Source organism: Pantoea sp. SGAir0175 (assembly GCF_043547855.1).
In genome coordinates this window covers 2,447,150-2,469,867 of the sequence record NZ_CP028081.1, presented here as the reverse complement: position 1 = coordinate 2,469,867, position 22,718 = coordinate 2,447,150, and the positions used below count along the sequence as shown (strand labels likewise).

Genomic DNA, 22,718 nt, shown 5'->3' with positions numbered 1-22,718 from the left:
ATAGCTTTGCGTCGCGCTGACGCTAATTTGCATGACATCCGGCAAGCTGAGCGCTCACTAATCAGCGTGTAAGGCGGGCAGGATGGGAAGAACGTTACTGACGGGATGGTTTTTATTGCTGCTATCACTGGCGGCCAGTGCACAATTACCGGTGGGGCCTGTGGTGATAGCGGGGCAGCATGGGCGCCACCTGGCCGGGCACAGCAGTACGGCAGATGTCGCCGAGACGCCGGATGAACATATTCAGGAACGACGGGACGGCGTGCCGCAGCGGCATTGAGTATCGGGGCCGCACGGGCCCCGATCGCCGGGGATTATTTACGGCCCAGCAGGAAACCGACAATCACGCCGATGCTGGCGGCAACGGCCAGCCCGGTCGCCGGGTTGTCGCGTACCGATCTCACCACGCAGTCTGCTGCATCCTGCACCGCATAACTGGCCTGCGCCGGATAGCGTCGCGCGGCACCGCGTGCCTGATGGCGGCGTGAACCGGTGAACTCGCCAAATTTTTCCTGTACGGCACCCGCCGCTTCATTCAATTTTGCTTCCGCTTTATCGGTCATATTAACTCCCTGAGAGTGGTGAATGTCTCTTTCAGCGTAGACAGAGAAGTGCAGACCGGCAACCTGGTGGCTTTTCAGGATGTAACAGTGGTTTGCAGGAATCGGCATTGCTGTCCATACCTGGTAAGGACCACGTTAAGCTGCACGAACCTCACGCAGCGCCCACTGAACGGAGGAGAAATGAAACGCGATATCCTGAATGAAGACGATTACGATGAAGTTTGCCGGGTGATTGGCGATGCGGTGATTGTCCTTTCCGAGTGCGGTCATGAAACCAGACGGGAGGAGATTGCCCGTTTGCTGCAGCGTACGCGCCACGATCGCGCCCACGACGAACGCGATGAACAGCGTATGCTGGAGCACGCGATTCGTCTGGTACGGCCTTGAGCGCAGGGCGTCACGCGGACGCCCTCACTGCTGGCCGCGATACGCCGGGTACCAGCTCACCAGGAAGTGGCGCAGATGATCAAAACACCATTCGGCATCGTCCGCCTGCTGGCAGTAATAGCGAATGGTGACCTTCTCATAGCGACGATGGCGCTGCTGCAGCGGCGACCAGCTCCAGTCCAGCACCGCGCGCGCATAGTTGACCAGCGCGTCGCGCGGCATGCTGTGCTGCTGCTCCTGGCGGCGCAGATACATCTCAAAGAACTGATCGAGACTCTGTGTCTCTTCGCTGCTACAGTCCAGCGTGGGGCGGAACGCCACATCGAGAAAGCCGCACACGCCATCTGCGCGCTGCTGCCAGTCACAGGCCAGCGTCATAAACAGGCCATCCTGCAGATTGACCTCTTCCAGCAGACGACGCAAATTTTCAGAATGTTTACCGGCGGCGATCTCATCAATGCGATCGGTTTCCAGCGTCAGGTCAAAACCGCACGGGTTGACCGAGCCATCCGCGTCTCGGGTGGCCGGAAAGGGGAAATCGATATAACCGTTATTGTCCAGACTCTTTTCCATAATGCAGGTCCGCAGCATGACAAACGCTGACAATAAACCATCTGCGCGCGCCACGCACGACTTATGGACACGTCCAGGTAATCATGGTGTTACGCGCCGGGTTGATCAGGCGGAACTGCTTGTCGCTCAGCCGCTGTGCATAAAAGCCTTCCGGCGTCACGGCAGAAGGGACATAGCGGAAACGGTCGGTGGAGTGCAGTGCGCCGCTGCTCAGCGTTACGCCATCGCGCGCCACCGAAAACGAATTCACCAAATCGAAAATGCGCCCTTCGGTGTGGCCCAGCGACTGACCATAGAGCGTTGCGACCTCGCCGGGGCAATCGACGCCTTTCGGCGTGGAGCTGCAGCCAGCCAGCAGGATAACTGTGAGTAGAAAACTGAGTCTTAACATGGTCCTGTTCCTGGTGCATTCCCTGATTTATGCTGGCCTGACGATGCGCGCCACTGATCCGATCATAGCATGTCTGACGCCACTGCCCATTTGCCATTTGTTTAATCGTTAAGCGGTAAGCATGTAAAGGGGTGACTTTGCTAGCAGATAAACGTTATTCTTGCCAGCGTTGCGCACCAGGTAAGCAAAACAAGGGTAAATCCATGAGAGAAGAAGAAGCCAGTTTAATGATTCTTCAGCACGCGATTGATAAGTTAGACGCCGACAAAAAACAGCAGGTGATGAACTGCGTGACGGCGATCCATGAAGTTATGCAGCGTTTCGATCCAGACGATGCAGGACTGGCGCTGATGCTGGTGGCCGCGCAGGTCGCGGCAGAGTAGCTCCATCCCATCCCGGTCTTAACCATTTATTTCACCCACCAGCCAGCGGTGAATCACCCGCACCATATATTGCTGCTGCTCTGCCGTTAACGGCTGATGCGCAGCAATGCCATGCCATTTTGCCAGACAGCCGCGGCAGCAGGTTGCCGTGGCGTGCTGGGCGATAAATACCGGATGTCCGCGCATTGGCGTCTGTTTGCCATCATTCTTTGGTTCGGCTGCGGCCAGTCTTTGCTGGATAAAATCGGCCGCGTGTTGGTCGATCACCGCCGGGCCTTTCTCAATACAGTACTGTCGCTCTTTCGCGCCTAAATGGAAGCGGCGGCGAAACGGCGATTGCGCCAGCCGCGCGAATAATGCCTGTTCATCTCGCATAACATCCTCCTGACGCGATCTTAGCGCATTTAACTTAACTCGTTACAAAGATATCCCGAACGCATAAAACCTTACAAAATCAGTGATGTGGAGGCGTTCTTCCTGCTCGCACTGGCTGACCCGCGGTCACAGATTACCGCACCGGCGGCGGTTGTATGTTACCCTCTGGCCAATTAAATTCCTGTAAAATCATGATCTAACCTCAGTGGAGAACACCCATGAAGGCGATAACCCTTGCCGCGCTCCTGATGGCCTGCCAGATTGCCCCCGCGTGGAGCGAAAGCGAATTCCAGATCACCTGCCCGGGCCGCCCCACCATGACGGTATCGCGTGCCGCCTACGGGCTCAGCACGCTGATGTGGCCAACCCGGCATTTCCAGATTGCCGCCGGGCAGCAGCGCACGCATCTGCAGGACGGCGATAAGGTCGCCATTACCCGTTTCCGCAATGGCGATCAGCTGATCGTGAATAAAAACAGCGGCGAAACCTTTTTCGTCTACGCCGACAGCGATAAGCTGTTGCCCTGCAACCGCACGGAAAAACGCGATGCTGATATTCTGTCGCTGGAGCGCTACGACGACCGCCAGCACCCCTCTTCATAATGCCGCCACAAGGAGCCGACCATGCAATTAAGCGTTACGGATAGCGTCACGCATCAGGACCTGGATGAAATGCGCCTCGGCCTGAACGCCTTCAACAGCCGCTTTATTGACATCAATGAGATGAAAGCTATCGGTGTGTTCATTAAAGACGGCGCCGGAAAAAAGCTGGCGGGGCTGACGGGCTCAACCTATGGCAACTGGTTACGCATTGATATGCTGTGGGTCAGCGATGGGTTACGCGGGCAGGGCGCCGGCAGCCAGTTGATTCAGGCTGCCGAACAGGAAGCCCGCGCACGCGGCTGCCGTTACGCGCAGGTGGATACCGCCAGCTTTCAGGCGCGGCCGTTTTATGAAAAGCTTGGCTATACGCTACGTTTTAGCCTTGATCACTATCCGCGCGAACATCAGCGTCACTATCTGAGCAAGACGCTGTAATCACAGCAGTGGCTGCTGGCGCAGATCCAGCGGCGACTGTTCCGCTTCATCAATCGCGGCCAGCCAGCTCTGTAAATCGACCTTCGCCCAGGAGAGATGCCCGCGCGTGGTGCTCATCAGCACTACATCCGGACGCAGCGAGCGGTACAGCTCCAGCGACTGCTGCAGCTCCGCAGGATTACTGTCCGGCACCAGCACGCTAATCCAGCGATGGTAATCCCGCGTCAGGGTGTCGCCGACAAACAGGTAGGTCTGGCCGAGCGGTGAGTGATACAGGTAGCTGCAGCTGCCCGGCGTGTGGCCCGGCGTGGGCAGCAGGTGAAAGTCGCCAAAGTGCACGTCCTGATGCGTGAAGGTTTCGTCCGGCTCAATCACCAGGCTCACCGGGCCGAGCGAGCGGCTGTGGCAATACAGCGCACTATTGAAGCGCTGCTGAATGGCCCGCGCGCCCGGCGCGGCTTCGTGCCAGTGGGTAAAATAGTGGCGAATCACGCCGCCCGCGTCCGCGAGCACTTCATGATCCAGCAGCTGCTCAACGCGGCCAATTAACAGGTTGCCGCGCGGATGGCGCAGCATAAACCCGTGCATCATTAAATCATTTGCCGTCTCTTCGGCGGGAAATTCCGGCGTGGAGATCCACAAGTCTTCGTACAGCGGCTTCAATAGCGGTCTCCTGCGGCAACACGTCAGCGCAACGTCGGATGGCCGGTAAAGGCTAACCGCGCGGCGCCCTGGTCAATCTCAAGCGTGGCGCTGGCGCCAAGCGGCAGCGTCACGGTATCGGCATCATGGCCAAACGGCAGATCGCTGATTACCGCAATCTGGTACTCATCACGCAACCGCTGCCACACCGTGGCGAAATCAAAGCCGTTGTCGTAATCGGACAGGGCAGTGCTGGTGAAGCTGCCGGTGACAATGGCGCGCTGGCGCGCCAGAATACCGCTCTGCTGCAGTTGAATCAGCATACGCTCAATGCGGAACGGATGCTCATTCACATCCTCGATCACCAGAATGCCGTCTTCAATCTGCGGCAGCCACGGCGTGCCAATCAGGGAGCAGATCATCGCCAGATTGCCGCCCCACAGCGTGCCCTGCCAGCGGCCGCGATCCGGACTGGCGCTGTGCCACGCCAGATTGACTGTAGGAGATGTTAGCGCCTGCCAAAAGTGGCTGACGGTAAATTCAGATAAAGCCTCCGCGCCAAAATTGCCGGCCAGCATCGGTCCGCTGAAGGTGATCAGCCCGGTCTGCGCCAGCAGCGCCAGCTGAATAGCGGTGAAATCACTGTGGCCGCATAGCGCGACAGGCTGATTAAGCAGGCGACGCTGCAGCGCCACATAGTCGAGGTGATCGAGCAGGCGTGAGGCACCATAGCCGCCGCGCACCGCCAGTACGATATCCGGCAGCGACGCCAGCGACGCCAGTGCATTCACATCCTGCAGGCGCTGCGCGTCATCACCGGCGAAACGCTGCCAGCGGCGCGTAATGGCTTCCGGGTTTTGCAACTGATGGCCTTCCGCCTGCAGGCGCTCCACCGCGCGGCGGGCGGCGTCCTGATTGTGACAATAACCGGAAGGGGCGATGAGGCGTATTGAACGAGGGGCGAGCATAACTTCCATCCTGCTGTCTGTTGGCCTGCCGATGATGACGAAATGCGTTACCGAAGTCACGGTAGCACAAGGTTTTTTACGTATTTAGGATAAACGGTAATTTTACCTTTAACCGTCATGGTTATGATAGCTTGCGCCAATCTTATAGCGGAACCGAAAATCAGTGAAAATTCGACTACTTATGCTGTCTGCTTTGCTGCTGGCTGGCTGTGCCAGCGAGCCGGAAAAACCGGTGACGCCGGAGAAGAATACGCCATTAACCCAGGCGCCGCCGTCGAAAGTGAATGATGCATGGTCACTGTTTACCGAAGATGCCGCCAGTCATTATGGCGTTGATGAGAAGCTGATCAGCGCCATTATTAGTGTCGAATCCGGGGGCAACCCAACCGTGGTAAGCCGTTCTAACGCGGTCGGGCTGATGCAGATCAAAGCCGCCACCGCCGGGCGCGAGGTGTATCGCGCACAGGGACGCCACGGCCAGCCGAGTAATTCCGAACTGCGCGACCCGGCGAAAAATATTGATATCGGCGCGGCCTATATCCGGATTCTGCAGGATTCCGCGCTGGCGGGCATTCGCGATCCGCTGACGCTGCGCTATGCCACCATTGTTTCCTATGCCAACGGCGCCGGCGCGCTGCTGCGCACCTTCTCGCGCGACCGCGATCGCGCCATTGCAATGATCAACGCCATGACGCCGGATGAGTTCTACCAGCACGTGCAGAACAAGCATCCGGCCGCCCAGGCGCCGCGCTACCTGTGGAAAGTCACCACCGCCTATCGCACCATCGGCTAATGCCGCTGGGGGGACTCAGTGCTGTGCGCGCTCTGCCGCAGCCTCATTTGAGGCATCGCTGAGGTTAATGCGCGGCAGCACGCCGCCGGTGAACTCCACGCGGCGCATCGGGAAGGCGAAACGAATCTGTTTCTGCTCCAGCTGCGCCATCAGTTGCAGGTTAATCTCCTGCTGAATGTCCATGTATTTGTTGTAATCGGCGCTCAGCACGAAATAGACCACCTCAAACGTCAGCTGCGATTCGTCAAACGACAGGAAATGGGCGCGATCAAAACGCGTGTCCGGCACGCCTTCAATGATGCGTTGCACCATGCCGCCAATCTGCCGCACTTTCTCCGCCGGCGTGCCGTAATTAATCCCGAACTTAAACACGATGCGCCGCTGCTGCATGCGTTTGTAGTTGTGGATGGTTTGCTGCAGCAGAATAGTGTTGGAGCAGACAATCTGTTCGCCGCCGAGACTGCGCAGCCGGGTGGTTTTCAGGCCAATGTGCTCAATGGAGCCAGCGATGTCGCCGAACACAATAAAGTCGCCGTGCTCAAAGGGCTTATCGAAGCCAATCGCCAGCGAAGCGAACACATCGCTCAGCACCGTCTGAATCGCCAGCGCGATGGCGATACCGCCGACGCCGAGGCTGGCCACCAGCGCGGTGATATTGATCCCCATATTGGAGAGGATCGCCAGCAGCATCATCACCCACACCACGACGCGCAGCAGAATGCCGAGGATCACCGTGGTGACCGGATTACGCACGTGCAGCGGATCGCGCAGCAAGGAGTGCAGCCAAAGGCGAATGCCGCCGTCAATCCACAGCGTGAGCTGCAGAATCAGCGCCAGGAACCAGCCGTGGGCGATGGCGACGCTCCAGCTGTCCGGCAGATCGACAAATTTCAGCGTGATCAGCAGCGAGAAGATCAGCAGCAGCAGCTGACTGGTGCTGCGCAGAATCTCCACCAGAATGCCGGTGAAACGCACGTGGCGCTGTTCGCTATAGTGGGCGATACGGTTAGAGACAAAGCGGATGACGGTGCGCAGCAGCCAGTAAACAATCAGCGTGCCGAACACGATGATGGCGCTATTAATCCAGAAGTTTTGATTGAGAAAGATAAGTTGTAAACGATGGGCAGAAAGCCAGTTTTCCATTGGGGAGAATCTCCTTGCTGGGAGCCGGTGAAAAGAATGTGCAAGGAGAAAGCATAGACTACGCTGGCGTCGCGCGGGACGCCGGCGGTTTACTGGAAGCGATTGGCCTTGTCGCGCGCCAGCCGTTCCAGCGCAAAAATCACCTGCTGCAGCTGACGCTCCTGCACCGGTTCGATGGCGGTAAAACGGAAGCTGAGTCGCGGCGTGATGCGGGTTTCGTTCTTGCTGGTCACGGTGCTGCGCTCGCCGATATGCAGCAGCTGTGCGGTCACTTCGAACTGGCCATACTCGCCCAGCTCAACGCGCAGCTTTTTGAAGGTATCGCCACGGTTAAGACCTTCCGGCAGCGCCTCATCCAGCAGCACGCCGACGCCGCCGAGCGACAGATCCTGCAGGCGAAAGCGCGCGGTGCTGCCGTCCGGCCACTGGCTGTGGCAATAAAATACTGGTTCGAGCGGCGCGTTGACGCGAAAGAATTCCCGGCGCTGAATCTGCCACACCAGGTCGGGCAGCGCGGCGGCAAAGGCGGGCAGGCCGTCATAATCGATGCGGGTTAATCCCTGCAGCCCAAACTCCACTTTGGCACCGTGGGTTTCGGCCGCAATATTCACTTCGCCACCCTGCAGTGCCAAATCATTGTCCAGCGCGTTGCTGCCGAGATCAAAAATCACCCGATCTTCATCCGCGGCCAGCAGCCGGCTGATGAACTGACCACGGGAGAAATTGACCATCAGCAGGGTTTGATAACGCAACAAATCCTTCATCACGTTCAACACCGCCAGCGTACCGCGCTTGAGATATTGTTCTTTATCGGCGTCTTTCACGTCCTGCTCCACCTGTCCGATTGCTATTTTACGAGTGCCACTGCTCTTCGTCGGTTATCGACCGGGGCGGTAAAAGCTTTAGCCGGCGTGAACGAATTCATCATGATGTTGATGTAGCAGAGAAAAAATTCCCGGCTATACTTAGCGCGATGAACACCTTGATTCATAACGTAAGGAGCAGCAAATGGGTATTCTTTCATGGATTATTTTTGGTCTGATTGCCGGGATTATCGCTAAATGGATCATGCCAGGTAAAGATGGCGGCGGATTTATTTTGACCGTGGTACTCGGGATTGTCGGTGCGGTGGTGGGCGGCTGGATCAGTACCCTGTTCGGCTTTGGCCGGGTTGACGGCTTCAACTTTGGCAGCTTTGTGGTCGCGGTGATCGGTGCCATTGTGGTGCTGTGGATCTACCGTAAAGTCCGCAGCTGACGCCAAATCACGATTCAACAAGATCCGCAGTCCCGTCCGGGGCTGCGGATTTTTTTATGTCGTCAGAAATCGTAGCCGATTGTGGCGGTCAGCGTCCGCTCCGCGCCGCGATAGCAGTAACCGGTGCCGTAGCAGGCTGCCAGATACTTTTTATCCGTCAGATTGCGGGCATTCAGCTGCAGCCAGGCACCTTTCAGGCTCGACTGCCACGCGCCCAGATCGGCGCGCAGCGAGGCGTCAAACAGGGTCACCGACGGCAAACGGGTGGTGTTTTCGTTATCGGCCCACTGGCGACCAATGTAGCGCACCCCGGCACCCGCGCTCAGGCCGTAATCAAACTGATAATGCCCCCACAGCGACGCCATGCTATTTGGCGTGACGTACGGCGTATGGCCATCGTTGCCGTCCACGGAATCCTTAAAGCGCAGATGGTTGAGCGTATAACCGGCAATGGTGCTGAACCGTTCGGTCAGCTGGCTGCGCGCCTCCAGTTCAATGCCCTGCGCATGCACTTTGCCGGACGGGGTGTAGGTGCCGTCCTGCACGTTACGGTTGGCCACATCGTTCTGCGTCAGGTCGTACAGGGCCACGCTGTAGAGATCGCGCGTGCCGTTCGGCTGGTATTTCACCCCGGCTTCATACTGCTCTGAGGTGGTCGGTTTCAGCTGATTCCCGTCGGGATCGGTCAGCGAAGCCGGGGTAATCGCCTGGCTCCAGCTGACGTACGGCGACACGCCATTATCAAAGGCGTACAGCAGCGCGGCGCGGCCGCTGACGTGATCGTCCTGACGACGACTATTGCCATTCTCTGACACGATGCGGTCATAGCGACCAGACAAATCCAGATGCCAGCGCTGCCACGCCATCTCATCCTGCAGATAGAGGCCGCTCTGGTAATAGCGGCGCGTCTGCGCTGTCCAGAGGTAATCCGGCTGGCTGCCGATGGCCTCGCCGCTCCAGGCATTCAGCGGTGAGGCAGCGCCGCTGGCGTCGCTCAGATCATTTTTGTAGCGGTGATACTCCGCGCCGAGCGTGACGCGATGCTGCAGCGCACCGCTGGCAAACTCCGCCTGCAGCTGGTTATCGGTCGCCCATGCGCTGAGCGAAGAGCGCTCACCGGAGTAGTAGCGGTTGAGCAGGTCCGGATTGTCGCTGTTCCAGCCAATCTGGTACACCTGGTCGAGCGCCACGTTGGAATGGCTGTAGCTGCCGGTGCTGTGCACCGACCATACCTCATCGAAACGGTGCGAGAAGTCGTAGCCGTAAATCTGCTCATGACGTTTGAACTGATCCAGCGCGCTGTCGCCCTCATAAAAGCCGTCGCTCAGCCAGCGACCATTGTGGCTGTACAGCGTGCCTTCCGCCGGCACCGAGCCGTGATAGCCGCCTGAGGGATCTTTTTGCAGATAAGCACGCAGCAGCAAGCTGGTGTCTTCATCCGGCTGCCACAGCAGCTGGGGTGACAGCGCGTATTTCTCTTCGCGCGTGTGGTCGTACTGGGTATCGCTGTTGCGCATGATGCCGGTCAGGCGGTACGCCCATTGATCGTTAATCGCGTCGGTGTAATCAAAGGCGGCGCTGTTACTGGCATTGCTGCCGGTGGCGAAGCGTAAATGGCCCTGTGAAGCAAACTGCGGCCGCTTCGTGACCATGTTCACCAGCCCGCCCGGCACCGTCTGGCCATAAAGGGCAGAAGAGGGGCCTTTAATTACGTCGATGCGGTCAAGGAACCAGTTATCCACCTGCAGGATGTTGAAGCTGCCGCCGTCGCTCATCACGCGCAGACCGTCAAGGAAAGTGTTGTCGACGTCACCGCCGTGGAAACCACGCAGCGAAATGGTGTCGTAACGCGTGGCCGCGCCACCAAAGTTGGTGAAAACCCCCGGGGTATAGCCCAGCGCCTGGTTCAGATCCTGCGCGCCCTGATCGTCAATCTGCTGACGCGTCACCACGGAAATGGACTGCGGCGTGGTGACGAGTGGACGATCGCTTTTCGTGGCGCCGCTGCGGGTGGCGAGATAGCCCGCCGTGGGCGAGGTGGCGCTCTCCTGCGGCTGTGCGGTGACCACCAGAGAGGGTTCGGCAACGCCGAGTGCCGGAAACGCCAGCGCCAGCGCGCACAGCAGCCGGCCACGGTTGAGGGGGAACAGCGCGGTCATAATGATTCCTTTGGCAGAGAATAAAAGCCGCACCACACCAGCGCGGCGGTTAATGATGAGAAAAAGAGTAATTTTAAGATTGAGAATTATTATCTTTTAGTAAGGGGTGTTTCAAGATGTAAAAGATAAGTAATGGAAAAGTGTGATGCGCAGGGGATGCCGCAGCGCCGGGCATGGTCATCGCCTGGCTGTGGCATCGGGCCTGAGAAGCAGGTGCGCACGGCGGCGCACCTGACGTCAGGGTTATTTCGCCGCGTTTAGCGTCGGCATTGAGGGGATGTCGCGCGTGCTGTTACAGGTTTTATCTTTCGGACAATACTTATCCAGCAGCTTCAGCGTTACGCCGTTGGTCCAGCCAAAACCGTCCTGCAGCGGATATTCGCCGCCGCCACCACCGCCCAGCTGGGCACCGTCGACCACATACTTCTCGACCAGCTTGTGCTCGCGATCGTAAGTCTGCTGCACATTTTGCAGGAAGCGCTGACCAATCTGCTGCGCCAGCTGGTTCTGCTTATAGTGCTCCAGACCTTCGACCGCTACCCACTGCAGCGGGGCCCAGCCGTTAGGCGCATCCCACTGCTGGCCGTTGTTTACCGTCGTGGTGACCAGCCCGCCCGGTTTCAGCAGCTGTTTTTCCACGGCGGCGGCGGTACGTTCAGCCTGTTTGTCGCCCGCCAGCTGCATATACAGCGGGAACAGCGTGGCGGCGGTGAGCTGATTGTGCACCTGCTTTTTCTGGAAATCGTAGTCGGCATACCAGCCCTGTTTGTCATCCCACAGGTAACGATTGATCGCCGCCTGGCGCTTCTCTGCATCCGCAGCAAACTGCTGCGCTTTATCATTCTGTTTTGCCAGCTTCGCGGCTTTCGCCAGCGTCTGCTCCAGGTGGAACAGCAGGCTGTTGAGGTCCACCGGGGCCAGCTGGGTGGTGCGAATCGAGGCCAGATTGTGCGCATCGGTGAACCAGCGTGAGCTGAAGTCCCAGCCCGAGGCGGCGCCCGCGCGCAGATCGCGATACACCTGTTGTTTATTGCGCTCAGGCGCTTTTTTCGCGGTGTTGACATCGTCCAGCCAGGATTCGGTGCGCGGCACGTCACGGTCATCCCAGTAGCGATTGAGCAGGGTGCCGTCACTCAGCTTCACCACGCGCTTGCTCGCCTGGCCGGCAGCCACCTTATCGCTGTCCGCCATCCAGTAGTCATACTCTTTTTGCAGCTGCGGCAGATACTGGCGGTAAACGTCGTCTCCCTTGTGGCTGGCCAGCAAATCCACCATCAGGCTGAAGAACGGCGGCTGCGAGCGGCTGAGATAGTAGCTGCGGTTGCCGTTAGGGATGTGGCCGTACTTGTCCAGCTCGCTGGCGAAGTTGTCCACCATATCCTGCACCCGATCCCAGTGGCCGCTCTCTGCCAGCCCGAGCATGGTGAAGTAGCTGTCCCAGTAATAGACTTCGCGGAAACGCCCGCCTGGCACCACGTACGGTTTCGGCAGTGGCAGCAGCGAATCGTACTGGCTGGCCGTTGGCGTGCTGCGCGTCAGCACCGGCCACAGGCCATTAATGTGCGCGCGCAGGCTCTGGCCGGCGGGCGGCACGTATTTATCCTGCGCTTTGGGCAGGATGAAGTTGGTGTCCACGAAGCGCCTGAGATCGAAATTACGCTGATTTTTCTGCATCTGCCAGTCGGCGAGAATCGACGCCGGGTCATATTTGGGGACCGCATCGGCAAAGGTTTTCTGGTCCGGATAAAATCTGGCCTGCTGCACGGCACTGAATAGTGGGCCGAGTCGCACATCCGGCGGCTGCGGCTGGGCGCTGAGCATGCGGCTATTATCCTCAGCGTGCACAGCAGACGCGCTCAGCAGCGCCGCGCTGAGCAACAGGGTAAGACGCGCAGGCGTAAACACTACATTTTTTATCATCGGTTTTTCTCCTTGTCCGAAAAGGTGGTGCGCTAACGCATTGACCACCCGAACAACTTTAGACGTTAACGCGCCGCTTAGCCTTTTGCAGCGGCGGAAATGTGAAGCCTTCGCGATTAATCGCCGGAAAATTGCGGTGCCGCGCGGGTTTTTACTTGCCCTGCGCCGCTATTTGACTGAGGCTGAAAGAAAAAAAGGAGAGCAGTATGGAGATCATCTGGTATCACCCGTCACTGAATCCGCAGCCGTGGCTGGACGGCATGCGCCAGCGACTGCCGGAAGTGCGCATCCGCCAGTGGCAGCCGGGCGACAGTGCGCCTGCCGACTACGCCATTGTGCGATCGCCGCCGGTGGAGATGCTGGCGGGACGGGCGTTGCGTGGCGTATTCGCCATGGGGGCCGGCGTGGACGAAATTTTGCGGCAGCTGCGCACGCACCCTGAGATGCTGGCTGACGCGGTGCCGCTCTACCGGCTGGAAGACACCGGCATGGCACGCCAGATGCAGGAGTATGCGAACTGGTGCGTGCTGGGCTGGTTCCGCCGCTTCGCCGACTATCACCAGCAGCAGCGACAGGCGCTGTGGCAGCCGCTGCCGGACCGCGAACGTGCTACTTTTACCATTGGCGTGCTGGGGGCAGGCGTGCTTGGCCGTAGCGTGCTGGAGAGCCTGCGCCAGTGGGGCTTCCCGCTGCGCTGCTGGAGCCGCTCGCCGAAGCAGATAGCGGGGGTCACCACCTTTCACGGCCGCGACCAGCTGGCGGATTTTCTCGCTGACAGTCAGGTATTAATTGATTTGCTGCCCGCCACGCCGGAAACCAGCAACCTGATCGATGGCGCCTTTCTCCGCGCGCTACCGCGCGGCGCCTGTTTCCTCAACCTCGCGCGCGGTGCGCACGTGGTAGAGGCCGATCTGCTGGCGGCGCTGGAGAGCGGTCAGCTGGCCGCCGCCGCGCTGGACGTATTCCAGGTGGAACCGCTGCCGGCCGCGAGTCCGCTGTGGTCTCATCCACATGTCATGATTACCCCGCATAATGCCGCCACCACCTTGCCGCATGAGGCGATGGACTATATCGCCGGTGCCATCACGGCACTGGAGCAGGGCCAACAGCCGCGCGGTCTGGTCGATCGCCAGCGCGGCTATTAATTCAGCAGAGGAGAAGAGGATGTATCCCGTCGATTTACATATGCACACCGTGGCCAGCACCCATGCGTACAGCACGCTGCACGATTACGTCGCTCAGGCGAAACAGAACGGCCTGAAGCTGTTCGCCATTACCGATCACGGTCCGGACATGGCCGATGCGCCGCACTACTGGCATTTTGTCAATATGCGCATCTGGCCGCGCGTGATTGACGGCGTCGGCGTGCTGCGCGGCATTGAAGCCAACATCAAAAATCAGCAGGGTGAGATTGATTGCAGCGGGCCGATGCTGGATGCGCTGGATTTGATCGTCGCCGGCTTCCATGAGCCGGTCTACGCACCGCGCGACAAGGCTCACCACACGGAAGCGATGATCGCCACCATGGCCAGCGGACTGGTGCACATCATCAGCCATCCGGGCAACCCGAAATTCCCGGTGGATATTCGCGCCATCGCGGAAGCCGCCGCGCACTACGATGTGGCGCTGGAGATCAACAACTCGTCGTTCACCCATTCGCGTCCGGGCAGTGAACCTAACTGCCGCGCGATTGCGGAAGCGGTGCGTGACGCCGGTGGCCGGCTGGCGTTTGGCTCCGATTCGCACACCGCCTTTACGCTCGGCGATTTCGAGCACTGCCTGCGTATTACGCGCGAAGTGGATTTTCCGCAGGATCGCGTGTTAAATGTCACGCCGCGTCGCCTGCTCGACTTTCTCGAACAGCGCACCGGCAAACACATTGCGGAATTTGCCGACTTTTAACTTTTTTGCCTCAAGGAATTCTGTTGCATGAATGAGTTTTCCATTCTCTGCCGCGTCATCGGCTCGCTGTTTAATCGCCAGCCGCAGGACCCGCTGCTGGTGCCGCTGTTCACCCTGCTGCGCGAAGGCAAACTGAAAGATCAGTGGCCGCTGGAGCAGGATGAACTGCTGACCCGGCTGCAGCAGAATAGCGATCCGCAGGCGCTGGCGGCGGATTACAACGCGCTGTTCGTCGGCAGCGACTGCAGCGTACCGCCGTACGCCTCACAGTGGCCGAACGGACCGCAGGAAGCCGGGGTGCGGGCGTTTTTAACCTCACGCGGTATGCCACTGAGCGAGTCGCCAGCCGATCACTTTGGCGTGCTGCTGCTGGCGGCCTCCTGGCTGGAAGATCAGTCTGCAGAAGATGAGGCGGCGGCCCAGCTGGCGCTGTTCGATGACTACCTGCTGCCGTGGTGCGGCGCCTTCCTCGGTAAAGTGGAAGCCCACGCCACCACCGCGTTTTATCGCACGCTGGCGGCGCTGAGCCGTGAGGCGATTCAGGCGATGTATGACGAACTGCGTGAAGAGGGCGACGACGCCTGAGTCGTCACCAGCAGGGATGGCTGCTGCCGGGCAGCTGCGCCGGTGCCGCGCACAGCATCGGCGTACCGGGCAGATAAGCCGCGGCGCGCAGGCGCTCGCCAATCCCCCAGCGATTGATCTCCAGCGCGCTCAGCGCATCGTGCGGCTGCGGCGTAATGCCACGCTGTTCGCCTTGTGGCGCTGCGCCGTGCTGCTGAAGCAGCAGCGCGGTACGCGCCAGCGACAAACGCGCCTGCCAGCCGGTGCCGTTAACGCGGCGCTGGCGTAATCCTTCCAGCACCGCGGCCGCCATCATATAGCCGGTGGCGTGATCCAGCGCCTGCACCGGCAGCGGCGTCGGTTTAACGCCTGCCTGCCAGCGCATCCCCTGTTCGGCGATGCCGCAGGCCATCTGCACCAGGCTGTCAAAACCGCGCCGGTTGCGCCACGGCCCGTGCCAGCCCCAGGCGTTGAGGCTGACATCCACCAGCCCCGGCGCCAGCCGCTGACGGCTCTCCGCATCCAGCCCCAGCTTTTCCAGTGCGTCCGCGCGGTAGCCGTGCACCAGCACATCCGCATGCTGTAGCAGCGTAATCAGCCGATCGCGCCCGGCGCGGGTTTTGATATCCAGCTGCGCGCAGCGTTTGCCGCAGTTGATCTCCTCTTCCAGCGTCGGTTCACGCCAGCCGGGTGGATCGATGCGCAGCACCTGCGCGCCGAGGCTGGCCAGAAAGCGGGTCGCTACCGGTCCGGCAATGATGCGCGTCAGATCCAGCACCCGCACGCCCAGCAGCGGTCGCGCCGGCAGCAGCGCCCAGCCCGGCGTGGGCGCTTCGCCGGTTGCCCGTTGGGCAATCAGCGCTTCTTCGCTTACCGCCAGCCCCTGCGCATGCTGCTGCCACTGCTGTGCGCTGCGCATCCAGGCGGCACAGCCGCCGGCGTCGACCACGGCCTGCTCCAGCGCGTGTCCCTGCCAGCGTGCCACCCCCGCCGCCAGCGATGACCGATCGGCGTGCTCGCCCAGCACGCGCGACACGGCGGCGCGATGGTGTGGTGCGTTGGTGTGCAGGCGGATCCAGCCATCCTCGCACGGATAGTCACCGGCCAGCGCATCCCACTGGGCGGCTGGCGGACGGTTCAGCGGCGTCAGGCTGTGCTGAAACCAGCGCGAGGCCAGGCGGACGTTGACGCTGACCGGGGCCGGACGCCCCAGCAGATCGCTCAGCGCCTGGCTGGCGAGGCCGATGCTGGTGGCGGCGAGTTCGCTAACGGCAAAAGCCGAGGGGAAGCTGTCGGTCTGAAGAAAGTGGATCGTCGGCGCGTGTTCCGCACCCCGCAATCCCTGCCACAGTTGCTGCCACAATGCGGCAGCGCGTTGAGAATCCATGCTAAACCTCCGGAAAACACGCAAGCTTCAAGCATAGCAGAGTGGATCAGCGGCGGCGCAGGCTCGGAAAGCGGGCATGCATGCGCAGGTTACGCAGGTTAATCACCGCAATTGCCGTCCCCAGCACCACCAGCGACGCACCCAGAATTTTGAAGCTGTTCATGCTGTCGCCCAGCACCAGCACGCCCATCAGTACCGCCAGCACCGGCGTCAGCAGCGAGTAGGGCATGATCAGGTTGACGTTATATTTTTTCAGCAGCGCGTACCACAGCGTATAGGCGACAATCGATGAGGCGAGGGCGCTGTACAGGATGCCAAACCAGCCGCGCCAGCCGGCGTGGCTCAGCGCGGTAAACTGCTGCGATTCAGTCAGCCACGAGGCCGCGCCGACAATCGGCACCGCAAGGAAGGAGATCCAGCCGGTAAGCGTCAGCGGTTTAATCGGCGGTGACTTTTTCACAATCATGTTGCTCACCGCCCAGCCGGTGGCGCTGCACAGCAGAATACACAGCACCCACCACGCCGGAATTGTCGGGCTGCCGGAGAGTACCACCACCCCGGCCAGCGAGATGGCGATACCGCACAGCTGCACCAGCCGCAGTTTCTCCTTCAGCACCACCATCGCCAGCAGCATGGCAATCGGCGTGCCCAGCTGGACCACAATGGCCCCGGTGCCGGCATCGGTATAGCGCATGCCGACAAACAGCAGCGAAAAGTGCATGAAGCCAAAGGTAAACGCCAGCGTCAGCAGCCACGGCAGCTGGGCGCGCGTGATGCGGCAAAACGGCACCAGCACGATAGCCACCACCACAAAGCGCATCCAGGTCAGAAACAGCGGCGGAAGCTCCAGCAATCCCCACTTTATCGCTACGTTATTGAACGACCAGATGCACACCACCATCAGAACCAGAAAAAAATGCCGCACCGCCACGCTGCTGTCCTTTGTTTTATCGATGTTGTCACCGTCTAATGATGGCACGAAGGCGATCGGTTGGCGCACGCGGGCGACGCTTTTTTTCGTAATGGCATTAGCTTATGCCGAAAAATCCAGGACAGAGGGCAAATTTACTGTCAGAGTGGATGTCCGAAACACGATCATTTGAGGACCGTATTCGGCATGACACAGACCCGCACCTTACCCCTTGCTTTGATTCAACTCGAAACGCCGCCGCCGCAGGTTGTGGCAAAAATTGGTGAACAACCGCAGTGGTTTATTACAGCCCTGGCGCTACAGCCGGATGATTATGTCATTGTGCGGCCGCATCTCGGGGAAGAGCTGCCGGCTTTCTCTGGCATCAGCGGCGCGATTTTCAGCGGTTCGTGGGCGATGGTAACCGATCACGCCGACTGGAGCGAGCGCACCGCCGCCTGGATTCGTGCGGCCATCGACGCGCAACTGCCGCTGCTCGGCGTTTGCTATGGCCATCAGCTGATGGCCTATGCGCTGGGCGGTAAAGTGGGTGATAACCCGAACGGCTGGGAGCGCGGGCTGAAAACCCTGACGCGCACCCCGCACTGCGATCCGTGGCTGGCACAGTTGCCGGAGGCCTTCCCGGCGTGGTTGTCGCACCGCCAGTCGGTGCTGGTACCGCCGCCGCAGGCACAGGTGCTGGCGCGTTCAGCACTGGATGGTTGTCAAATCCTGCGCTATTCGCCGCAGGCGCTATCGGTGCAGTTCCATCCGGAGTTCGACCATAACATCATGACCGCCTGTCTGCCTTCCGGCGTCAGCGATGATGGCGCGCGGCTGTCTGGCGAAGACTGGGCGCGCGAACTGCTGCAGCGTTTCTGGCAGCAGACGCGCCCGCAGGCGCAGGCTCAGGGCGCGTAATGCCGCGTACAGCGATAAACCCACGCGGGTGGCATATTTTTCAGCACCCGCTGGCGCTGCCAGGTAAAGTAGCGTGACAGGCTGGGCTGCGTCAGCGAGGTGTACTGAAACTGGACAAACACGCCGTGCGGTCCCAGTCCTTCATGCACCGCGCTGAGAATGGCGTCGCGCGTTGCGGGCGGCAGCGACAGCAGCGGCAGGCCGGAAAAAATCACGTCGTACTCCCCGGACAGATATTCTGCGGAGCAGGCGCGCACCTGCATGCGCGCATCGTTCCAGCGGCGTAACCCTTTTACCAGTTCGGGACTGATTTCAAACACATCCAGCTGCGCCTGCGGTGCCATATGTGCCAGCAGATGACGGGTCAGCACGCCGTCGCCGGCGCCCAGCTCGGCAATGCGCAGGCTGTGCTCCCAGTTGACCGTTTCACACATGGCGCGACACAGGGCGGCTGAAGAGGGCGTGATGCTGCCCATTTTGCGCGGATTGCGGATAAATTGCTGAACGAAGTTCGCTTTGGCGCGCATTACCATCAGGGCTGAAGCCAGCATCTTGTTCTCCTGTTCACGGGTCTGCTTCATATTGACCGCACAAATCGCACATGTTCCGCTTTTCATCACGCTTATGGCCAAACTCGGAATTATCTGTCTGCGACAGGCGCAGGTTAAGGCGTGACGGCAGGGCCGTTTCTTAATGCCCTCTTTTCCTTCGATGCGGTCACAGTTTCCCGCTGAGCGATCTGACAGGCTGGCATTGTTCGCTCAATGTTAATAACAAGTTTAAATGTTGTTAATCGCCACTCTGTCCCGCAAGGAGAAACACCATGCGTTACGCTGCTCCGGGAGAAACCGGTTCTCTCATCCACCTGCAATCGCGTTATGGCAACTTCATCAACGGCGAATTTGTTCCGCCGGTAAACGGTAACTATTTTGTTAACACCACGCCGATCAATGGCTCGACCATCGGCGAATTTCCGCGCTCGGATAAACAGGATATCGACAACGCCGTCGCCGCCGCACAGGCCGCTGCGGACGCATGGGGCAAAACCTCGCCGCAGGCGCGTTCGCTGCTGCTGCTGAAAATTGCCGACCGGCTGGAAGCCAATCTGGAAGCCATCGCGGTCAATGAAACCTGGGATAACGGTAAGCCGGTGCGTGAAACCCTGGCGGCTGATTTGCCGCTGGCGGTTGACCACTTCCGCTACTTTGCCGGCTGCGTGCGCGCCCAGGAAGGCACCGCGGCAGAGATTGACGAGTTCACCGCCGCCTACCACTTTCATGAGCCGCTTGGGGTCGTCGGACAAATTATTCCGTGGAACTTCCCGCTGCTGATGGCGGCGTGGAAACTGGCGCCGGCGCTGGGTGCCGGTAACTGCGTGGTGCTGAAGCCCGCTGAACAGACGCCGCTCTCCATTACCCTGTTGATGGAGCTGATTAAAGACCTGGTGCCGCCGGGCGTGATTAACGTGGTGCACGGCTACGGCAAAGAGGCCGGCGAGGCGCTGGCTTCGCATCCGGGTATCGCCAAGATCGCCTTTACCGGATCGACCGCCACCGGCGGCCACATTCTTGAGCTGGCGGCAAAAAGCCTGATCCCGTCCACCGTCGAGCTGGGCGGCAAGTCTCCCAACATTTTCTTCGAAGACATCATGCAGGCGGAGGAGAGCTTCATCGAAAAAGCGGCCGAAGGCGTGGTGCTGGGCTTCCTTAATCAGGGCGAAGTCTGTACCTGTCCGTCACGCGCGCTGGTGCAGGAGTCGATTTTTGAGCCGTTTATGGCGGCGGTGATGAAGCGCATCCAGACCATTAAGCGTGGCGATCCGCTCGACACTGAGACCATGATCGGCGCGCAGGCGTCGCAGCAGCAGTTCGACAAAATTCTCTCTTACCTGGAGATTGCTCAGCAGGAGGGCGCGCAGGTGCTGCACGGCGGCGGGGTGGAGAAAATCGGTGAGGCGTTTGCCAGCGGTTACTACATTCAGCCGACGCTGCTGAAAGGTGATAACAGCATGCGCGTCTTCCAGGAGGAGATTTTCGGACCGGTGGTCGGCGTGCTGACCTTTAAAGACGAAGCGGAAGCGATTGCCATCGCCAACGATTCGATTTACGGCCTCGGTGCGGGCGTGTGGACGCGCGATATTAACCGTGCTTACCGCGTAGGTCGCGCGATCAAAGCCGGTCGCGTCTGGACCAACTGCTATCACCTCTATCCGGCGCACGCCGCGTTTGGCGGCTATAAAAAATCCGGGATTGGCCGTGAAACCCACAAAATGATGCTCGATCACTACCAGCAGACTAAAAATCTGCTGGTCAGCTACAGTACGCAGCCTCTCGGCTTTTTCTGATTTAACCGGCAGCGGTGCGCGCCGCTGCCGCCTTCATGGCAACGTCACACAGCCCTGTCACAGTGCTGACAGAAAAAACAGATTATTCCCCCTGTTATTAAGACGCGTCTTGTCGATATTAAGAGGCGTGAGTTTATACAGTAACGCACCGTTTTTAAGGAGAGAAGATGAACACCCTGTACCACTTTCAGGAGCAGCACGACGAAGTGCTGGATGCGGTCGAAGAGAATATCATTACCGTAAATCTGCCGGGCCGCCAGGCAATCTACGTGATTGGCCAGAACGACGACGATGCCGATCTGTTGCTGGACGTGCAGCTGCGCGGTGTGTGAGCGCAGCAGGGGCTGGCAGACAAAAAAAATCCGCAGCTTTTACGCCGCGGATTTTTTTATTGCAGGCCGGCTTATTTCACGCAGGCAGCACACTGGTTGTGGATCTGCTGAAAGAAGTCGTTGCCTTTGTCATCCACCAGGATGAACGCCGGGAAGTTCTCCACTTCAATTTTCCAGATCGCTTCCATGCCCAGTTCGGCATACTCCACGCACTCCAGACTCTTAATGCTCTGCTGCGCCAGCACCGCCGCCGGGCCGCCAATACTGCCCAGATAGAAGCCGCCGTGTTTATGGCAGGCATCCGTGACCTGCTGGCTGCGGTTACCTTTGGCCAGCATCACCATGCTGCCGCCGTTAGCCTGCAGCAGATCGACGTAGGAGTCCATGCGGCCGGCGGTGGTCGGACCGAGTGAACCGGACGCGTAACCTTCCGGCGTTTTCGCCGGGCCCGCATAGTACACCGGGTGATCTTTGATGTACTGCGGCAGACCTTCGCCGTTGTCGATGCGCTCTTTCAGTTTGGCGTGCGCAATATCACGCGCCACGATGATGGTGCCGTTCAGCGACAGACGCGTCGCCACCGGGTAAGCGGAGAGCTGGGCAAGGATCTCGCTCATCGGGCGATTGAGATCGACGCTGACCACTTCGCCTTCGCCCTGCTGACGCAGCGCTTCCGGGATATAGCGGCCTGGGTTGTCTTCCAGCTTCTCGATCCAGATGCCTTCGCGGTTAATTTTGGCTTTGATGTTGCGGTCAGCCGAGCAGGAAACGCCCATGCCCACCGGGCAGGATGCGCCGTGACGCGGCAGACGCACCACGCGGATATCGTGAGCAAAATATTTACCGCCAAACTGCGCGCCGAGGCCGAGTTTCTGCGAGGCTTCCAGCAGTTCCTGTTCCAGCTGCACGTCACGAAACGCCTGACCGTGTTCGTTGCCTTCGGTCGGCAGCGAATCGTAATAGTGGGTTGACGCCAGCTTGACGGTTTTCAGCGTGCTCTCAGCGGAAGTGCCGCCGATGACAAACGCAATGTGGTACGGCGGACAGGCCGCCGTGCCGAGCGACATCATTTTATCAATCAGGTAGTTTTTCAGCTTCGCTGGTGTGATCAGCGCTTTGGTTTCCTGATACAGATAGGTTTTGTTAGCAGAACCGCCACCTTTGGCGATGCACAGGAATTTGTATTCGTCGCCGTCAACGCTGTAGAGATCGATCTGCGCCGGCAGGTTGGTGCCGGTGTTGACCTCTTTATACATATCAAGCGGCGCATTCTGCGAGTAGCGCAGGTTATCTTCGATAAAGGTGTTGTAAACGCCCTGAGACAGCGCAGCTTCATCGCCACCGCCGGTCCAGACGCGCTGGCCTTTTTTACCCATGATGATGGCGGTACCGGTGTCCTGGCAGGTCGGCAGCACGCCTTTGGCGGCGATTTCCGAGTTGCGCAGAAACTGCAGCGCCACGTATTTGTCGTTCTGGCTGGCTTCATCGTCCGCCAGAATCGACGCCACCTGCTGCTGATGTGACGCGCGCAGCATAAAAGAGGCATCGTGGAACGCCTGCTGCGCCAGCAGCGTCAGCGCTTTCGGGTCGACTTTCAGGACTTCTTCACCGTCAAAGTTGGCCACCGAAACATAGTCGCGGCTCAGCAGATAGTACTCGGTATCATCTTTGGCGAGAGGAAAGGGATTCTGGTAGTAGAAGGGTTTGTTCGACATGTTGGCTCACTTAGCTTCGTGTTGCCCGCCAGCATGACGGGCGACAAATTAG

27 protein-coding genes are annotated in these 22,718 nt (G+C 59.5%); 13 read left to right on the top strand and 14 right to left on the bottom strand.

Annotated features, from left to right (window positions below):
* Positions 1–82: 82 nt before the first annotated feature.
* Positions 83–280: a hypothetical protein gene (locus C1N56_RS11490; protein WP_150058304.1), complete on the top strand. Its 198-nt coding sequence runs from the start codon at positions 83–85 to the stop codon at positions 278–280.
* A gap of 34 nt (positions 281–314) precedes the next feature.
* Here the strand turns inward: C1N56_RS11490 and C1N56_RS11485 are convergent, their stop codons facing one another.
* Positions 315–563, bottom strand: coding sequence for a DUF883 family protein (locus C1N56_RS11485; protein WP_021506368.1), 249 nt, complete (start codon positions 561–563; stop codon positions 315–317).
* Between the two features lie 180 nt (positions 564–743).
* Here C1N56_RS11485 and C1N56_RS11480 point away from each other — a divergent pair, with 180 nt between their 5' ends.
* Complete coding sequence (locus C1N56_RS11480; RefSeq protein WP_021506367.1) at positions 744–950, top strand: DUF2767 family protein; 207 nt, start codon at positions 744–746, stop codon at positions 948–950.
* A 24-nt stretch (positions 951–974) separates the two neighbouring features.
* On the opposite strand, the gene C1N56_RS11475 is transcribed toward C1N56_RS11480, so the two are convergent.
* Both C1N56_RS11475 and C1N56_RS11470 read right to left on the bottom strand, forming a co-directional pair.
* Positions 975–1,523 (bottom strand): hypothetical protein, encoded by a 549-nt coding sequence (locus C1N56_RS11475; protein ID WP_058769856.1) that lies wholly within the window; start codon positions 1,521–1,523, stop codon positions 975–977.
* Positions 1,524–1,584: 61 nt separating this feature from the next.
* Positions 1,585–1,914 (bottom strand): hypothetical protein, encoded by a 330-nt coding sequence (locus C1N56_RS11470; protein ID WP_058776492.1) that lies wholly within the window; start codon positions 1,912–1,914, stop codon positions 1,585–1,587.
* A 203-nt stretch (positions 1,915–2,117) separates the two neighbouring features.
* On the opposite strand from C1N56_RS11470, the gene C1N56_RS11465 reads away from it, so the two are divergent.
* A complete protein-coding gene (locus C1N56_RS11465; protein ID WP_031279245.1) occupies positions 2,118–2,297 on the top strand; it encodes a hypothetical protein in 180 nt (59 codons plus the stop codon).
* A gap of 18 nt (positions 2,298–2,315) precedes the next feature.
* On the opposite strand, the gene C1N56_RS11460 is transcribed toward C1N56_RS11465, so the two are convergent.
* On the bottom strand, positions 2,316–2,672 hold the full coding sequence (locus tag C1N56_RS11460; RefSeq protein WP_010617204.1) for a DUF4186 domain-containing protein: 357 nt from the start codon (positions 2,670–2,672) through the stop codon (positions 2,316–2,318).
* A gap of 218 nt (positions 2,673–2,890) precedes the next feature.
* Between C1N56_RS11460 and C1N56_RS11455 the strand changes: the two genes are divergently transcribed.
* The gene (locus C1N56_RS11455; protein ID WP_058780734.1) at positions 2,891–3,274 is read left to right on the top strand and encodes a hypothetical protein; all 384 of its coding nucleotides are present in this window, start codon (positions 2,891–2,893) and stop codon (positions 3,272–3,274) included.
* A gap of 21 nt (positions 3,275–3,295) precedes the next feature.
* Positions 3,296–3,709, top strand: coding sequence for a GNAT family N-acetyltransferase (locus C1N56_RS11450; RefSeq protein ID WP_058757613.1), 414 nt, complete (start codon positions 3,296–3,298; stop codon positions 3,707–3,709).
* On the opposite strand, the gene C1N56_RS11445 is transcribed toward C1N56_RS11450, so the two are convergent.
* Positions 3,710–4,372 carry an MBL fold metallo-hydrolase gene (locus C1N56_RS11445; protein WP_021506360.1) on the bottom strand — a complete coding sequence of 221 codons (663 nt, stop codon included), beginning with the start codon at positions 4,370–4,372 and terminating at the stop codon, positions 3,710–3,712. It lies immediately after the preceding gene.
* A gap of 23 nt (positions 4,373–4,395) precedes the next feature.
* Positions 4,396–5,319, bottom strand: a complete 924-nt coding sequence (gene ldcA / locus C1N56_RS11440) for a muramoyltetrapeptide carboxypeptidase (protein ID WP_058776494.1) — start codon at positions 5,317–5,319, stop codon at positions 4,396–4,398.
* Positions 5,320–5,500: 181 nt separating this feature from the next.
* Here ldcA and emtA point away from each other — a divergent pair, with 181 nt between their 5' ends.
* Positions 5,501–6,112, top strand: a complete 612-nt coding sequence (emtA, locus tag C1N56_RS11435; RefSeq protein WP_021506358.1) for a membrane-bound lytic murein transglycosylase EmtA — start codon at positions 5,501–5,503, stop codon at positions 6,110–6,112.
* A gap of 15 nt (positions 6,113–6,127) precedes the next feature.
* On the opposite strand, the gene C1N56_RS11430 is transcribed toward emtA, so the two are convergent.
* Together C1N56_RS11430 and C1N56_RS11425 are read right to left on the bottom strand one after the other, a co-directional pair.
* Positions 6,128–7,255, bottom strand: coding sequence for a mechanosensitive ion channel family protein (locus C1N56_RS11430; protein WP_088517699.1), 1,128 nt, complete (start codon positions 7,253–7,255; stop codon positions 6,128–6,130).
* 89 nt (positions 7,256–7,344) lie between these two features.
* Entirely contained in the window at positions 7,345–8,079 is a 735-nt protein-coding gene (locus tag C1N56_RS11425; RefSeq protein ID WP_058757616.1) for a flagellar brake protein, read from the bottom strand.
* Positions 8,080–8,263: 184 nt separating this feature from the next.
* Between C1N56_RS11425 and C1N56_RS11420 the strand changes: the two genes are divergently transcribed.
* Complete coding sequence (locus C1N56_RS11420; RefSeq protein WP_021506355.1) at positions 8,264–8,512, top strand: GlsB/YeaQ/YmgE family stress response membrane protein; 249 nt, start codon at positions 8,264–8,266, stop codon at positions 8,510–8,512.
* Positions 8,513–8,574: 62 nt separating this feature from the next.
* Here the strand turns inward: C1N56_RS11420 and C1N56_RS11415 are convergent, their stop codons facing one another.
* Both C1N56_RS11415 and treA read right to left on the bottom strand, forming a co-directional pair.
* Positions 8,575–10,671, bottom strand: coding sequence for a TonB-dependent siderophore receptor (locus C1N56_RS11415; RefSeq protein WP_394516670.1), 2,097 nt, complete (start codon positions 10,669–10,671; stop codon positions 8,575–8,577).
* 243 nt (positions 10,672–10,914) lie between these two features.
* Positions 10,915–12,591: an alpha,alpha-trehalase TreA gene (treA, locus tag C1N56_RS11410; RefSeq protein ID WP_058780730.1), complete on the bottom strand. Its 1,677-nt coding sequence runs from the start codon at positions 12,589–12,591 to the stop codon at positions 10,915–10,917.
* A gap of 206 nt (positions 12,592–12,797) precedes the next feature.
* On the opposite strand from treA, the gene ghrA reads away from it, so the two are divergent.
* The 3 genes from ghrA to C1N56_RS11395 are packed head-to-tail and all read left to right on the top strand — an operon-like array spanning position 12,798 to position 15,078.
* Positions 12,798–13,736: a glyoxylate/hydroxypyruvate reductase GhrA gene (gene ghrA / locus C1N56_RS11405; RefSeq protein WP_394516669.1), complete on the top strand. Its 939-nt coding sequence runs from the start codon at positions 12,798–12,800 to the stop codon at positions 13,734–13,736.
* A 19-nt stretch (positions 13,737–13,755) separates the two neighbouring features.
* Positions 13,756–14,493 (top strand): phosphatase, encoded by a 738-nt coding sequence (locus tag C1N56_RS11400; RefSeq protein ID WP_021506351.1) that lies wholly within the window; start codon positions 13,756–13,758, stop codon positions 14,491–14,493.
* Positions 14,494–14,520: 27 nt separating this feature from the next.
* Complete coding sequence (locus tag C1N56_RS11395) at positions 14,521–15,078, top strand: TorD/DmsD family molecular chaperone (protein WP_211725091.1); 558 nt, start codon at positions 14,521–14,523, stop codon at positions 15,076–15,078.
* Between the two features lie 4 nt (positions 15,079–15,082).
* Here the strand turns inward: C1N56_RS11395 and C1N56_RS11390 are convergent, their stop codons facing one another.
* Together C1N56_RS11390 and C1N56_RS11385 are read right to left on the bottom strand one after the other, a co-directional pair.
* Positions 15,083–16,444 carry a CoA transferase gene (locus tag C1N56_RS11390; RefSeq protein WP_394516668.1) on the bottom strand — a complete coding sequence of 454 codons (1,362 nt, stop codon included), beginning with the start codon at positions 16,442–16,444 and terminating at the stop codon, positions 15,083–15,085.
* A 46-nt stretch (positions 16,445–16,490) separates the two neighbouring features.
* Positions 16,491–17,375, bottom strand: a complete 885-nt coding sequence (locus C1N56_RS11385; RefSeq protein ID WP_394517470.1) for a DMT family transporter — start codon at positions 17,373–17,375, stop codon at positions 16,491–16,493.
* 186 nt (positions 17,376–17,561) lie between these two features.
* Between C1N56_RS11385 and C1N56_RS11380 the strand changes: the two genes are divergently transcribed.
* Positions 17,562–18,275: a glutamine amidotransferase gene (locus tag C1N56_RS11380; protein ID WP_394516667.1), complete on the top strand. Its 714-nt coding sequence runs from the start codon at positions 17,562–17,564 to the stop codon at positions 18,273–18,275.
* On the opposite strand, the gene C1N56_RS11375 is transcribed toward C1N56_RS11380, so the two are convergent.
* On the bottom strand, positions 18,263–18,826 hold the full coding sequence (locus tag C1N56_RS11375) for a class I SAM-dependent methyltransferase (RefSeq protein WP_394516666.1): 564 nt from the start codon (positions 18,824–18,826) through the stop codon (positions 18,263–18,265). The genes C1N56_RS11380 and C1N56_RS11375 overlap by 13 nt on opposite strands.
* 272 nt (positions 18,827–19,098) lie before the next feature.
* Here C1N56_RS11375 and C1N56_RS11370 point away from each other — a divergent pair, with 272 nt between their 5' ends.
* Both C1N56_RS11370 and C1N56_RS11365 read left to right on the top strand, forming a co-directional pair.
* Positions 19,099–20,619 carry an acetaldehyde dehydrogenase ExaC gene (locus C1N56_RS11370; protein ID WP_021506345.1) on the top strand — a complete coding sequence of 507 codons (1,521 nt, stop codon included), beginning with the start codon at positions 19,099–19,101 and terminating at the stop codon, positions 20,617–20,619.
* A gap of 167 nt (positions 20,620–20,786) precedes the next feature.
* Entirely contained in the window at positions 20,787–20,951 is a 165-nt protein-coding gene (locus C1N56_RS11365) for a hypothetical protein (protein ID WP_021506344.1), read from the top strand.
* Positions 20,952–21,022: 71 nt separating this feature from the next.
* Here C1N56_RS11365 and fumA read toward each other — a convergent pair whose 3' ends face one another.
* The gene (fumA, locus tag C1N56_RS11360; RefSeq protein WP_141495540.1) at positions 21,023–22,666 is read right to left on the bottom strand and encodes a class I fumarate hydratase FumA; all 1,644 of its coding nucleotides are present in this window, start codon (positions 22,664–22,666) and stop codon (positions 21,023–21,025) included.
* Positions 22,667–22,718 lie beyond the last annotated feature (52 nt).